This window comes from Rudaea sp. (genome assembly GCF_057139185.1).
The window spans coordinates 123,689-137,022 of sequence record NZ_DBNHDN010000014.1; the positions used below are offsets into that span (position 1 = coordinate 123,689).

11 protein-coding genes are annotated in these 13,334 nt (G+C 65.9%); 8 read left to right on the top strand and 3 right to left on the bottom strand.

What is annotated here, in order from left to right:
- Positions 1 to 82: 82 nt before the first annotated feature.
- The 3 genes from AC16HO_RS05820 (at position 83) to AC16HO_RS05830 (ending at position 5,047) form a co-directional block, all read left to right on the top strand.
- Positions 83 to 2,875 carry a reprolysin-like metallopeptidase gene (locus AC16HO_RS05820; protein WP_395642922.1) on the top strand — a complete coding sequence of 931 codons (2,793 nt, stop codon included), beginning with the start codon at positions 83 to 85 and terminating at the stop codon, positions 2,873 to 2,875.
- A gap of 199 nt (positions 2,876 to 3,074) precedes the next feature.
- On the top strand, positions 3,075 to 4,409 hold the full coding sequence (locus tag AC16HO_RS05825) for an ATP-binding protein (protein ID WP_395642921.1): 1,335 nt from the start codon (positions 3,075 to 3,077) through the stop codon (positions 4,407 to 4,409).
- Positions 4,406 to 5,047: a response regulator gene (locus tag AC16HO_RS05830; RefSeq protein ID WP_395642920.1), complete on the top strand. Its 642-nt coding sequence runs from the start codon at positions 4,406 to 4,408 to the stop codon at positions 5,045 to 5,047. Before AC16HO_RS05825 ends, AC16HO_RS05830 begins: the two co-directional genes overlap by 4 nt.
- A 12-nt stretch (positions 5,048 to 5,059) precedes the next feature.
- Here the strand turns inward: AC16HO_RS05830 and AC16HO_RS05835 are convergent, their stop codons facing one another.
- Together AC16HO_RS05835 and yhbY are read right to left on the bottom strand one after the other, a co-directional pair.
- The gene (locus AC16HO_RS05835; RefSeq protein ID WP_395642919.1) at positions 5,060 to 5,434 is read right to left on the bottom strand and encodes an Mth938-like domain-containing protein; all 375 of its coding nucleotides are present in this window, start codon (positions 5,432 to 5,434) and stop codon (positions 5,060 to 5,062) included.
- Positions 5,435 to 5,443: 9 nt separating this feature from the next.
- Positions 5,444 to 5,740 carry a ribosome assembly RNA-binding protein YhbY gene (gene yhbY / locus AC16HO_RS05840; protein ID WP_395642918.1) on the bottom strand — a complete coding sequence of 99 codons (297 nt, stop codon included), beginning with the start codon at positions 5,738 to 5,740 and terminating at the stop codon, positions 5,444 to 5,446.
- 59 nt (positions 5,741 to 5,799) lie between these two features.
- Between yhbY and rlmE the strand changes: the two genes are divergently transcribed.
- From rlmE to folP, 5 genes are all read left to right on the top strand, one after another.
- Positions 5,800 to 6,420, top strand: a complete 621-nt coding sequence (rlmE, locus tag AC16HO_RS05845; protein ID WP_395643049.1) for a 23S rRNA (uridine(2552)-2'-O)-methyltransferase RlmE — start codon at positions 5,800 to 5,802, stop codon at positions 6,418 to 6,420.
- Positions 6,421 to 6,498: 78 nt separating this feature from the next.
- Positions 6,499 to 8,424: an ATP-dependent zinc metalloprotease FtsH gene (gene ftsH, locus AC16HO_RS05850; protein WP_395642917.1), complete on the top strand. Its 1,926-nt coding sequence runs from the start codon at positions 6,499 to 6,501 to the stop codon at positions 8,422 to 8,424.
- A gap of 206 nt (positions 8,425 to 8,630) precedes the next feature.
- Positions 8,631 to 9,434: a DUF6090 family protein gene (locus AC16HO_RS05855; protein ID WP_395642916.1), complete on the top strand. Its 804-nt coding sequence runs from the start codon at positions 8,631 to 8,633 to the stop codon at positions 9,432 to 9,434.
- Positions 9,431 to 11,206 carry a hypothetical protein gene (locus AC16HO_RS05860; RefSeq protein ID WP_395642915.1) on the top strand — a complete coding sequence of 592 codons (1,776 nt, stop codon included), beginning with the start codon at positions 9,431 to 9,433 and terminating at the stop codon, positions 11,204 to 11,206. The genes AC16HO_RS05855 and AC16HO_RS05860 overlap by 4 nt, the downstream gene beginning before the upstream one ends.
- A 9-nt stretch (positions 11,207 to 11,215) precedes the next feature.
- The gene (gene folP, locus AC16HO_RS05865; protein WP_395642914.1) at positions 11,216 to 12,118 is read left to right on the top strand and encodes a dihydropteroate synthase; all 903 of its coding nucleotides are present in this window, start codon (positions 11,216 to 11,218) and stop codon (positions 12,116 to 12,118) included.
- A gap of 8 nt (positions 12,119 to 12,126) precedes the next feature.
- Here folP and AC16HO_RS05870 read toward each other — a convergent pair whose 3' ends face one another.
- Positions 12,127 to 13,206, bottom strand: coding sequence for a redoxin domain-containing protein (locus tag AC16HO_RS05870; RefSeq protein WP_484335336.1), 1,080 nt, complete (start codon positions 13,204 to 13,206; stop codon positions 12,127 to 12,129).
- Between the last annotated feature and the right edge of the window lie 128 nt (positions 13,207 to 13,334).

A 13,334-nucleotide genomic window follows, 5' to 3' on the forward strand; every position in this document is an offset into this window, starting at 1 on the left:
CGCTTCAAGTTCCGAATACGCAATAATCCATACACGCCTCGGTCGGGGCGCGGCTTTCCCTCCACCAGAACAGGCGGCGATCATGCGAATCTCGTGGAAGTGCTTGTTGATCGTTTCGACGTGTCTGCATTGTGTCTGGCAGGCTTCCGCATTGGCACAGGGACACCCGCCCCGGGACGCGGTGGAGTTGTTTCGCGACGCCGATGCCGACAAGGCCTCGCGGGGCATCGACACGGCTGCCGCCACGGGCGCGACCAGGATCATCGCGCTCGATACGGGCGCCATGGCGGCCATGCAGGGCGGCGACAAGGCCAGGATCGTGACCCCGTCGGGCACGGCCTACACGTTGACCTACGAGAGAACCGAAGCGGGTTACGACGGCGGCAAGGTCTGGGTGGGGTATCTCACGGACTTCGGCAAGAGCTATCCGGTACTGATTTCCACCTACCGCGGCAAGGTCGACGGCACGATCGCGACGCCGCAGGGCAAGCATCGCCTGCGCGGTGACGTGCAGCATGCGCAACTGATCGACGCGCGTGCCGCCGGCGAGGAGGAGGTCGTGCCGAGCGTGGACGACGAGCTGGTGCCTCCGGGGCAGCAGGTCGGCGCTCCGGCCGGCGGCGTCGGACCGGCGCCGGTCGTCGCGAGCGCGGGGCCGGCGCAAATCGACGTGCTCGAACTGTACACGCCGGGTTTCGCCAGCGCCCTCGGCGGAGACAGCGCCGCGATCGCGCGCGTGAACGTGCTGATCGCCACGAGCAACAACGTCTACATCAACAGCGGCATCAACGTCATGCTGCGTGCGGTGGCAGTCACTTCCTTCAGCTATGCCGATGCCAACGGGAAGACCAACTCCACCGCATTGCGTGAGATTACCGGGGTGGATAGCTCCGGCAATCCGACACCGAACAGCACCAGCACCGCAATTGCCGCGTTGCGCGACAACAGCGGTGCGGACATGGTCAACATGTTGCGCGTCTACTACTCGAACGATCCCAGTTGCGGTCTGGCGTGGTTGGACGACCCGTCGCAGGACGCGATCGGCGCGTATGCGTTTTCGCTCGTCTCGGACGTCCGCTCGAGCGGAGCCGCCGCGTGCGACGGCGGAGCCACGAGCGCGGGCGATACGGCGCCGACCCACGAATTGGGTCACAACATGGGCGCCGCACATGACTTGTACACCACCACCGCAGCCGGGTTGGGGCATGGCAGTCCGGACGGCAACCCCGCCTACAACCGCGGCTACTGCAACGGCTCGGCCGGCACCGTCATGGCCTATTCGAGCAGCCCCGGTTGCGCGCCGATCGTGCCGTATTTTTCCAATCCGGCGCTGCCGGCTTCGTGCAACGGCGGCTCCTGCGGCGTACCGATCGGCACGACGTATTCCGTCAACGTATCCGGCACGACGTATTCGGCCACCGGTGCAGACAGCGCCACCGCGATCAACGCCAACGCGCCGTACATCGCGGCGTATCGCGCCAGTGCCGCCAGCTACACGGTGACGCCGAGCGCCGGCGCGAACGGCAGCATCTCCCCAAACACGCCGCAGCCGGTGTCCGGCGGCGCGCGCGCCACCTTCACCGTGGCTGCCAACGGCGGATATGTCGCGAGCGTGGGCGGAACCTGCGGTGGCTATCTCAGCGGCACGACGTACACGACCAACCCGGTCAGCGGCAATTGCACGGTGATCGCGAGTTTCTCACTGCCGGCGGGCTTCGTCTCGATCAACCCTGTGCGCCTGCTCGATACGCGTGCGATCGGCAGCACGGTCGACGGCCAGTTCGCGGCCGGCGGCGCCCTGGGCGCGGGTGCCAAGCTCGATCTCACCATCGCCGGCCGTGGCGGCATGCCGGCCAGTGCGATCAGCGCGGTGGTGCTGAACGTGACCGCGACCGGCTCGACCACAGGCGGATATGTCAGCGTGTGGCCGAGCGGCAGCGCGCAGCCGCTCGCCTCCAATCTCAACTTCAGCGCCGGGCAGACCATCGCCAACACGGTCATCGCCAAGCTCGGCACGAACGGCAAGGTGTCGTTGTACAACTCGAGCGGCAACACCCAGCTCATCGCCGACGTGGCTGGTTACTTCGGCAGCGCGGCGGACCTCGTGCCGCTGAGTCCCGGTCGCCTGCTGGACACGCGCGCCATCGGCAGTACGGTCGACAACCAGTTCAAGGGCGGCGGTGCGCTCGGTCCCGGCGTGCGGCTGGATTTGACCGTTGCCGGCCGCTACGGCATTCCCGCCAGCGGCGTCGGCGCGGCGATTCTCAACGTGACCGCGGTGCAGCCCAGCGCGCCGGGGTATCTGACCCTGTGGCCCAGCGGTACGGCCCAGCCGGTGGCCTCGAACCTCAACTTCATGCCAGGCGACGTGGTCCCGAACCTGGTGATCGGCAAGCTCGGCGGCGCCGGCAAGATCGCGATCTTCAATTCGGCCGGCCAGACCGATGTCATCGCGGACGTGGCCGGCTGGTTTCCGACCGCCTCGCAACTGACGCCGCTGCAACCGGCGCGGCTGATGGATACGCGGCCGGGGTTCGACACGATCGACCACGCATTTGCCGGCATCGGTGCGCTGGCCGGTGGCAGCACCACGAACCTGACCGTGTCGAATCGGGGCGGCGTGCCGGCGAGCGGAGTCGATTCCGTGGTGCTGAACGTGACCGTGACCGGCCCGACCGCGCCGGGTTACCTGACCGTGTGGCCGAGCGGCAGCGGCCAACCACTGGCATCGAATATCAACTTCGTTGCCGGGCAAAGCGTCCCGAACCTCGTCATCGCCAAGGTCGGCGCGGGCGGCAAGGTCGCCCTGTACGTGGGCAGTGCGGGGTCAACCCAGGTGGTGGTCGATGTGGTGGGCTGGTTCGCGGGACAGTGAGGAGGGTCGTGCGGCCGTTGCTGTTTGCGACGCGCAGGCGATCAAACAGCGGCGGGGCGGGCGGGGGCCATTTTGCCGTGTCGTCGCCCGCGCGAAGCTGGGGGATTTCGGCTAGCATCAGGCGCATGGGCGCTCCCGCTCCGTCCCCGGCATCGCGGCTCTTTTCGCGCCAGCGCGTGGTATCGGGCGTGCCGGCACGATGAGCCTGCGCATGCAGCTCAACCTGCTCGTCGCGGCGATGACGGCGATCTTCGTCGTCGCCCTGTTGGCGATGCATCTGGAAACGACGCGCAGCAGCGTGCGTGCCGAGGTCGAGGCGGGCAACCGCGTCGCCACGCAATTGTTCGCCAACCTCGTTCCCGACGACGGCGTGAACGGGCGCGGCTTCGGCGAATTCCTCTCGCGCCTCGGCCATGTCCGAGCGACGATGATCCGCCTGCACGACCGCAACGGCGGCCTGATCTACGCCTCACCGCCCGACGTACGCAAGCCCGGGCGCGAGCCGCCGCGTTGGTATGCGGACATGGTTGCGCCCGAGCCCGTGCATCGCAGCTTCCAGACGCCCGAAGGCGTGCTCGACATCGACGCCGATCCGACCAGCGCGGTCCGCGACGGCTGGGACGGCGCGCTGCACATGTTCCAGTTCGGTGCGGTGATCTTCGTGCTCGGCAACCTGCTGGTTTACTGGCTGGTGTGGCGCGCGACCCAGCCGTTCGCGCGCATCGTGCGCGGCCTCGACGAGGTGCAGCGCGGAGACCTGCGCGCGCGCTTGCCCGCGTACTGGCGCGCAGAGGCGGGCACGATCGCGCTTGCGTTCAACCGCATGACGCGAACGATCGAGGAGAATATCGACGCGCGCCAACAGGCGCTCGAGGCCCAATTGCGCCTCGAACAGAATCGGGAGTTGGCCGACACCGTGCGCGCGCGCATCGAGGATGAGCGCCGCGAAATCGCGCGCGAGCTGCACGACGAAACCGGGCAGAGCGTCACCGCGATCAAATCGCTCGCGCTCGCGCTGGTGCGCCGCACGGACAGCGACGAGACGACGCGCGGTGCCGCGCAGCTGATCGCCGACACGGCCGGCAAGCTGTACGCGGCGATGCACGGCCTGATCCCGCGCCTGCGTCCGCTGACCCTGGATTCGCTTGGTCTCGCCGATGCATTGCGCGAGCAGGTCGGCGACTGGCGACGGCGGCATCCGGCAGTCGAGATCGCGCTCGACCTCGGGCTGTTGCCGGCGCTGGGCGAGACGGCGACGGTCGCTGTTTATCGCATCGCCCAGGAAGCGGTGACCAACGCCCTGCGCCATGCCGATGCCAGGCACATCGGCATCACGCTGGAAGCCGGATCTTCCGCGTTGTGTCTGCGCGTCAGTGACGACGGCATCGGCTTGCCTGTCGACTGGCGCCTGGCCGGCCACTACGGCTTGCGCGGCATCGTCGAGCGTGCGCAGGCACTCGGCGGCGAGGCACGCATAGGCAATCGCGAGCCGCGCGGTGCGTCGATCGAGGTGGAGATTCCACTGCGGCGATGAACACGCAACGCAGAATCCGCGTGATGCTCGTCGACGACCATGCCGTCGTGCGCGTCGGCTTTCGCATGCTGCTCGAGACCGGTGGCGAGGTCGAGGTGGTCGGCGAAGCCGAGAGCGGCGAAGCGGCGTATCGCGAGTTCGCGCAGGTCGCACCGGACGTCGTGATCATGGATTTGTCGATGCCGGGCATGGGCGGCATCGAAGCGGTGCGCCGCCTCGTCCTGCGCGACCAGGCGCGCATCCTCGTGCTGTCGGCGCACGAGGACACGACGCATCCGCAGCGCGTGTTCAAGGCTGGTGCGCTCGGCTACCTGTCCAAGCGCAGCGCGCCCGAGGAGTTGATCGACGCGCTGCGTGCGGTCGCGGCCGGGCGCATCTACGTCGACGCCGAAATCGCGCGCAAGCTGGCAGCGGGCGGGATCGGAGCCGGCAACGCGCTCGAAGGCCTGTCGGAGCGGGAATTCAGCGTATTCCTCAAGCTCGCGCACGGCGAATCGGTGCAGACGATCGCGCAGGTGCTGTCGTTGTCGCCGAACACGGTCGGCACGCACCTGTACAACATCAAGCAGAAGCTCGGCGCGGGCAACCAGGCCGAGTTGACCTTGATCGCGTTGCGCAATGGCCTGATCGACGCCTGAGCGCGTGAGGGCTCAGCCCGGAAGGAGAAAGACCGCCACGACCCTGCGCCCCTCGCCGGCGAGTACGTTGAAGGTACGCGCGGCGGCGGCGTTGTCCATCGTTTCGAGGCCGATGCCGCGCCGGAGAAATTCGCCGAGCACCGCCTGCGCCGGAAACACGGCGCGCATGCCGGTGCCGAGCAGCACGACTTCGGGTTTCAGGGCAAGGATGGTGTCGATCGCCGTCGCATCGAGCTGGTCGACCGTGCGCGGCGGAAAATCCGTGACCGCTTCGCTGCTGCTCAACAGCAGGCTGGTGGTGAAGGCGCGATCGATGACGACTACGTTCGTGGCATCGGCCTTGCGCACGAACAGTTGTTGTTCGTTGCGTTGTTCGGTCAACTGCATGGAAAAGATTCAGCGCGGCAGCGCGATCTTCGGCGCATCCGCATTGCGGCGGAAATAACTTGCGACATGGCCGATGCGCTGCACGACTTCGGCCCCGGCTTGTCCGGCAAGTTCGTCGATCTGCCGCTTGCGCGCTTCACGGTCGTCGCCGGCGATCTTCACCTTGACCAGTTCGTGCTGGTCGAGCGCCGCGCCGAATTCCTTGACCAGCGCAGGCGTGACGCCCTTGTTGCCGACGAGGATGACCGGATTGAGGTCGTGCGCGAGGCCGCGCAGGTAGCGGATCTGGGAATTGGTCAAGGCCATGGAATGATGGAAAATCAAAGCGTCGCGCAGGCGCACAGGGTATCATGCGCACCGAATTTATGGCCTCCCGCAGCAAATCCAGTGCCCGTTGGCTGAAGGAGCACTTCAGCGATCCTTACGTCAAGCGTGCCCAGGCCGAGGGTTGGCGTTCGCGTGCCGTGTTCAAGCTCGAAGAGCTGCTGCAGCGCGATGCGATCCTCAAGCCGGGCATGGTCGTGGTCGATCTCGGGGCCGCGCCGGGCGGCTGGTCGCAGATGGTGCGCGAGAAGCTGGGCGAGCGCGGGCGCGTGGTCGCGCTCGACATCCTGCCGATGCAGGGCATCGCCGGCGTCGATGTCATCGAGGGCGATTTTCGCGAGCAGGGTGTGCTTCGCCAGCTCGAGGTCTTGCTGAACGGCGCGCCGGTGGACCTTGTCTTGAGCGACATGGCGCCCAATATGAGTGGTGTAACCGTGGCCGATCAGGCGCGGGCCATGCATCTATCTGAGTTAGCTAGAGATTTTGCGTCCGTCCACTTGAAACCCGGCGGTGCGTTTTTGATAAAGCTTTTCCAGGGGCGCGACTACGACGCGTACCTGAAAAGCTTGCGCCAGGGCTATGAGCGCGTCAGCATTCGGAAGCCGAAGGCGTCACGCGCGCGCAGCCCCGAGGTTTACGCGCTGGCGACGGGAAAGAAGTAGGTTTTTTGCCGTCATTCCGGCGCAAGCCGGAATGACGGGAAGCAAAGCGGCAGTCGGCCGCACGATGAGTCAAGGCAAATGAACGAAATGATCAAGAATCTTGTGATCTGGGTGGTCATCGCGGTGGTGCTGATCACGGTGGTGCAGAGCTTCAAGTTCGGCGGCGCCGAACCGAGCACCGTGCCGTATTCGGACTTCATGGCCCAGGTCAACAACGGCAACGTCAGCGAGGTCGTGCTGCGCAACGACCTGCAGACCGTCAACGCCAAGCTCAAGGACGGGCAGAAACTCAATACGACGATCGTGCCGACCGACGGCTCGCTCGACAAGATCCTCGACAAGCAGGGCGTGAAGTTCACGGTCGAGGCCAAGGACAACAGCGGCCTGATCACGCGTCTGTTGATCGACTGGGTGCCGATCCTGCTGTTCTTCGGCGTCATCGTCTACTTCATGCGCCAGATGCAGGCCGGTGCCGGCGGACGCGGGGCGATGAGCTTCGGCCGTTCGCGCGCGCGCCTGCAGGGCGAGGACCAGGTCAAGATCACCTTTGCCGACGTCGCCGGCGTGGACGAGGCCAAGGACGAAGTGCAGGAGCTGGTCGAATTTCTGCGCGATCCGTCGAAGTTCCAGAAACTCGGCGGACGCATCCCGCGCGGCGTGCTGATGGTCGGCTCGCCCGGTACCGGCAAGACCTTGCTCGCCAAGGCGATCGCCGGCGAGGCCAAGGTACCGTTCTTCACGATTTCCGGTTCCGATTTCGTCGAGATGTTCGTCGGCGTCGGCGCTTCGCGCGTGCGCGACATGTTCGAGCAGGCGAAGAAACACGCGCCGTGCATCATCTTCATCGACGAAATCGACGCGGTCGGCCGCCATCGCGGCGCCGGCCTCGGCGGCGGTCACGACGAGCGCGAGCAGACGCTGAACCAGTTGCTCGTCGAGATGGACGGCTTCGAGGGCAACGAAGGCATCATCGTCATCGCCGCGACCAACCGCCCCGACGTGCTCGATCCCGCGCTGCTGCGCCCGGGCCGCTTCGACCGTCAGGTCGTCGTGCCGCTGCCCGACCTGCGCGGCCGCGAGCAGATCCTGAAAGTCCACATGCGCAAGGTGCCGCTGTCGGCCGACGTCGATCCGATCGTGATCGCGCGTGGTACGCCGGGCTTCTCGGGTGCAGACCTTGCCAACCTGGTCAATGAAGCTGCGCTCTTTGCCGCGCGAGGCAACTCGCGCGATGTGACCATGGACCACTTCGAGCGCGCCAAGGACAAGATCATGATGGGCAGCGAGCGCCGTTCGATGGTCATGAGCGAGGACGAGAAGCGCAACACCGCCTACCACGAAGCCGGCCATGCCATCGTCGGGCGCCTGATGCCCGAGCACGACCCCGTGCACAAGGTGACGATCATTCCGCGCGGTCGCGCGCTGGGCGTGACCCTGTTCCTGCCCGAAGCCGACCGCTACAGCATCAACCGCACCTACATCCACAGCAACCTGTGCTCGCTGTACGGGGGACGTGTCGCCGAGGAGCTGGTCTTCGGCAGCGACAAGGTGACCACGGGCGCATCGAATGACATCGAGCGCGCCACGCAGATGGCGCGCAACATGGCCACCAAGTGGGGTCTGTCCGAGGAACTGGGCCCGATCACCTACGGCGAGCAGGAAGACGAAGTGTTTCTCGGTCGCTCGGTGACGCAGCACAAGAACGTGTCCAACGAGACGGCGCGCAAGATCGACGAAGTCGTGCGCAACATCCTCGACAAGGCCTACGCGGACGCCACGCGCCTGCTGACCGAGAACATCGACAAGCTGCACGCGATGGCGAAGACGCTGCTTCAGTACGAAACGATCGACAGCGAGCAGATCACCGCGATCATGGAAGGTCGCGAGCCCGGACCGCCAAAGGACTGGCAGAAATCGAACGACGGCGGTACCGGTTCCGGCTCCGCCTCGAATGCCGGCAGCAAGCCGGCCGCACCGATCGGCGGCACCGCAGCGCAGCACTGAACGTTTGCCGGCAGATCGATTTGAAAGCCGCCTCCGGGCGGCTTTTTTTGTTGCTGTTGCTTGCGCCGCGGCGACGAATTGCCGAAACTCGCCACGAACGTCAAGGTACGGCGTGAACACGACACTGTGCAGCATCGTGTCCACGCGATGTCGGAGTGGCGGCGGCGAGCATCGCCGATGCCGTGAATCCGCCGGGGGGCAGCAGAATGTTGCGTCGTGTCGTCGCGAATATCCGTCGCCAGGACTGGACGGCCGTTGTCGTCGAACTGGCGGTCGTCGTCATCGGCGTGTTCCTCGGCGTGCAGGCAGCGAACTGGAACGAGGATCGCGAGAAAGACCGGAAGTCCGTCGAGTTCACCGCGCGGCTCAAGGACGATCTGCGCGTGGAGGCCTGGAATTACGAGTTCCAGATTGAGTACAACAAACAAGTGCTGGCCAATGCGCAGCGCGCGGTCGACGCACTGACCGGCAAGGCGCCGCTTGCCGACGAAGCTCTGCTGATTGCTGCCTATCGCGCCACGCAGCTCAACGTCAACTCGCGCCGCCGCGCCACCTATGATGAACTGACCTCGACTGGCGAGATCAGTCTGATCCGAGATCAGGGGCTGCGCACGCTCGCCATAGATGTCTACACCCTGCCGGTGGTCGACCAGATCGAGCGGGATGGTCGGCAGTCCGAATATCGTCGTGCGTTCCGCATGGCATTTGCCTACGAAATCCAGCGCGCACTGGCCGAAAAGTGCGGCGACCACAACGTGCTGGTCGGCGACTACGCGGGTATCGCGACAGCGCTCGATTATCCCTGCTCGACCGGGCTTGCGCCGGACGCCATCGCCGCCGGCGCCGCCACTCTGCGCAAGGACCCCAAGTTCGTGGAGCTGCTGCAATTGCGCATGGCCGATATAGCAACGGACTTGGGCAACATGACGGACTATTTCGCGCCATACATGCGCGGGCCTTTGCAGAATTTGCGCGAACCGCTGCAGCGGCTGGCGAAGGAAAAGCGGTGAGGTTGTTCGCCGAACTCAAGCGCCGCAATGTGCTGCGCGCGGGCGTGCTTTACATCGGCGCGGTGTGGGCGTTGGCGCAGGGCATCGCGCAACTGGGGCCGTCGTTCGGTGCACCGGAATGGCTCGTACGCGGGTTCGTGGTTGCCGCCGTGATCGGCTTTCCGTTCTGGCTCGCGTTCGCGTGGTTCTACGAGTGGACGCCGCAAGGGCTCAAGCGCGAGAGTGAAATCGCCGCGGACGCATCGATCACGCGCTCGACCGGACGCAAGCTGGATTTCTGGATCATCGGCGTGCTCGCGGTCGCGGTGATTCTGTTGTTGACGGATCGTTTCGCGATGCGCAAGAGCGATGCTGCTGCCGCGATTGCTGACAAGTCCATCGCCGTGCTGCCGCTGGCCAACGACAGCGGCGACAAGGATCAGCAGTATTTTTCCGATGGTTTGTCGGAGGACTTGATCAACGCGCTGTCGCAATTCACGGGCCTGAAGGTCATTAGCCGCAACTCTTCGTTCCAGTTTCGCGACAGCCGCGACGACAGCCGGACCATCGGCACAAAACTCGGTGTGGCGCATCTGCTGGAAGGTAGCGTGCGGCGCGTCGGCGACATGGTGCGGGTCACGGCGGAACTGGTGAATGCCGCGGACAGCCGCACGCTGTGGTCGCAGCGTTACGACCGGCCGTACACCGATCTGTTCGCATTGCAGGACGACATCACCCGGCAAGTCGCCGAGGCGTTGAAAACGAAATTGCTCGAAGGTACCGCCACCAATGCGCAAAGCGATCGTCCGCCCAGCGGCAACCTCGATGCGTACAACGCCTATCTGCAGGGCGTCTTCGTTGCCAGACGCAACACCGACGCGGGCATGCGCGAGGCCATCGCGCACTACGAGGAAGCAATCCGCCTCGATCCGCACTATGCGCTGGCTTATGCCATGTTGGCGCGGGCCGAGATGACGCTGCCGACCGTCTTCTCGGTAACGGATCGCAATGAGCGGGATGCGTTGATCACGAAGGCGCGTGCGGCGGTGGCGACCGCATTGGCGCTGCAGCCGGATCTCGGGCGCGCGCATCAGTCGCGTGCGTTCATCTTGCAAGTCGGCGATCTCGATCTGATCGGGGCGGAAACCGAATACCGGCGCGCCGCCGAACTCGCGCCGCAAGACGCCGGCAACGTGTTTTCGCTCGGCATCGTGAATGCATCGTTCGGTCGTCTTGCCGAAGCGGCGATGTTCGGGCGGCAGGCGGTCGCGCTCGATCCGTTGAGCAGCATCAACTACGTTTATCTCGCACGCACACTGCGTGCGCTCGGTCGCTACGACGAAGTCGAATCCACCCTGCGCAAGGCGCTCGAAATCAATCCGATGGGGGCGCAAACCGGGTGCGAGCTGGCGATCCTGCAAATCCTGCGCGGCAACGCGGCCGCTGCCATCGACCTCGCGCAGCGCGAAACCGATCCGTTTTGGCGTAGTTTTGCGCTGACTCTCGCTCATTTCTCCCACGGCGACCAAGCCGAAGCCGATGCCGGGCTCGAGGGGCTGATCGACAAGTACGGCGACAGCGGCGCGTTCCAGATCGCGCAGGTCTACGCGCTGCGTAAGGAGTCGGACAAGATGTTCGAATGGCTCGATCGCGGGCTCTCCGTGCGCGATCCGGGCGTGCCGACGCTGCGCTATGCCGCATTCGTCATGGATTACAGCGCCGATCCGCGTTTCGTCGCCTTCGCGAAGAAGATCGGGTTGCCGCCCGTCGCTGACGCAAAGACGATGCCGTAAGCTTCACGCATGTTCGATACCACTCCCATCCTCGACTGCGCCGGCCGCGCGCTGAAACTCGATCGCGCGCGCATTGCCGGCATCCTCAATCTGACCGGCGATTCGTTTTCCGGCGACGGTTTGCGCGGCGACATCGATGCCGCCGTCGCGCAGGGCGTGGCGATGGTGGAGCGGGGTGCGGACCTGCTCGATGTTGGCGCGGAGTCGACGCGGCCCGGTGCGGGCGAGGTTTCGGCAGATGAGGAAATCGCACGCGTCGTGCCGGTGATCGAAGCCTTGGCGAAGCGCGTCGAGGTGCCGATCTCGATCGACACGAGCAAACCCGAAGTAATGCGCGCAGCGGTTGCCGCGGGCGCGGGCATGATCAACGATGTGTACGCGCTGCGTCGTGACGGCGCGCTCGATGCCGCGGCGGAATTGAAGGTGCCGGTGTGCCTGATGCACATGCAGGGTGAACCGCGCACGATGCAGGATGCGCCGCACTACGACGATGTCGTCGGCGAGGTGAAGAATTTCCTCGCCGGCCGCATCTTCGCCTGCGAGATGAGCGGTATCGACAGAAAGCGCATCGTCGTCGATCCGGGCTTCGGCTTCGGCAAGACCCTGGAGCACAATCTCGCCTTGCTGCGTGGACTCGATCAGCTCGCCGCGCTCGGCGTGCCGCTGCTCGCCGGGCTGTCGCGCAAGGGCATGATCGGCGCGCTGACCGGCCGCGATGTCGAATACCGCGCCGCCGGTTCCGCCGCTGCGGCGCTGATCGCCGTGCAGAAAGGCGCGCTGATCGTGCGCGTGCACGACGTTGCCGCGACGCGCGACGCGCTCGCGATCTGGCACGGTGTTGTCAGTGGCACGGTTCCGGCGAAGAAGGCGCAAAAGCAGTTCGGCTCGCAGCGCTTCGACGACGACGACTGAGCGCGCGCTCAGCGGCGCCTCTCGGGCGGATTCGAAGGCTGCGATCGCGCATTGGAGGCGCGCGCCGCATCGACCAGGCTGGCGCCTTGCAGCGCGTCGGGATCGAGCCGGCGCAGCACGCGGCCGTTTGCGTCGAGCACGATCACGGCCGGCAGTTGGCGCACGCCGTAGCGGCGGAACAGCGCGCCGTCGCCATCGAGCACGAGCGGTACCTTCACGGCGTATTCGTCGCGGTAGTCGCGCAGGTCCTGCGCGGAGGCCCATAGCCCGGCGGCGATGCCGATCCAGCGCACGCTCGCATCGCCGCCGTGCGCGACCAGTTGCTCGCGTACGGCCTTGCACCGGGCGGACGATTTGGGACGCGACTTCTCGAAGTAGCTCTCGCACCACGGCGAGAGAAAGGCGAGCACGGTGCGGCGCCTGCCATCCGGGTCAGCCAGTGCGATCTGGCCGCCGTCCAGCGTCTTCGCTTTCGCCGCGGACTGCGCAGAGGTTTCGACCGCCAACCGCGTTTTTGCCGGAGCGGCGGCGATGCCTTGGCGCGCTTGCGCGAGCGCCGCGTCCAGGCGCGCGTCGGCGAGGTGGCCGACATAGGCGATGCGTCCGGCGCGGTCGATGATCACGTGCTGTGGCGTCACGCGCAGGCCGAACAGTTCGCCGAGGCGGCCGTCGTCGTCGCGCACGATCGGCATCGTGATCCCGAGCTTGCGGCGGTATTCACGGATCTGCTCCAGCGTGTCGTCGAAGCCGATGTTGATCGCGACGACTTCGAGATCGGCGCCGGCATGGCGGTAGGCATTCTCGAAATGCGGCATCTGCTCGCGGCAGGGCACGCACCAGGTCGCCCAGAACTTGAGATAGACGGCCTTGTGTCCGCGCAATGCGGCGAGATCGATCGTCTTGCCATCGATCGTGCCCAGCCTGACCGCGGGCGCCATCTGGCCGACCAGGCGGCCACCGGCCTCGGCGGCGAAATCCTGTCCGGTTTCGGCGCGAGCGGGAAGGCCGGTGCCCGACATGGTGGCAGCGAGGAGCAGAGCGGTCAGGCGCGGAAGGTGGATGAGAAGGCGGCGAACAAGGGCGGGCATGGCGGCGGCGTCGGTCGGTGCGGGCACGCTCAGGCTACGCGACATTTGGTTCTGCGCACGATCCGATTTTTCAGTTTTTTATAGTGCCAATCTGCTGCCACCCGAACCGATCGGCGACCGAGTCGAAG

What these genes read in the sequence shown, in the direction of transcription:
- AC16HO_RS05820 (WP_395642922.1), top strand. Translation starts at nt 83, where the DNA reads ATGCGAATCTCGTGGAAGTGCTTGTTGATCGTTTCGACGTGTCTGCAT.
- AC16HO_RS05825 (WP_395642921.1), top strand. Translation starts at nt 3,075, where the DNA reads ATGAGCCTGCGCATGCAGCTCAACCTGCTCGTCGCGGCGATGACGGCG.
- AC16HO_RS05830 (WP_395642920.1), top strand. Translation starts at nt 4,406, where the DNA reads ATGAACACGCAACGCAGAATCCGCGTGATGCTCGTCGACGACCATGCC.
- AC16HO_RS05835 (WP_395642919.1), bottom strand. Translation starts at nt 5,434, where the DNA reads ATGCAGTTGACCGAACAACGCAACGAACAACAACTGTTCGTGCGCAAG.
- yhbY (WP_395642918.1), bottom strand. Translation starts at nt 5,740, where the DNA reads ATGGCCTTGACCAATTCCCAGATCCGCTACCTGCGCGGCCTCGCGCAC.
- rlmE (WP_395643049.1), top strand. Translation starts at nt 5,800, where the DNA reads ATGGCCTCCCGCAGCAAATCCAGTGCCCGTTGGCTGAAGGAGCACTTC.
- ftsH (WP_395642917.1), top strand. Translation starts at nt 6,499, where the DNA reads ATGAACGAAATGATCAAGAATCTTGTGATCTGGGTGGTCATCGCGGTG.
- AC16HO_RS05855 (WP_395642916.1), top strand. Translation starts at nt 8,631, where the DNA reads ATGTTGCGTCGTGTCGTCGCGAATATCCGTCGCCAGGACTGGACGGCC.
- folP (WP_395642914.1), top strand. Translation starts at nt 11,216, where the DNA reads ATGTTCGATACCACTCCCATCCTCGACTGCGCCGGCCGCGCGCTGAAA.
- AC16HO_RS05870 (WP_484335336.1), bottom strand. Translation starts at nt 13,206, where the DNA reads ATGCCCGCCCTTGTTCGCCGCCTTCTCATCCACCTTCCGCGCCTGACC.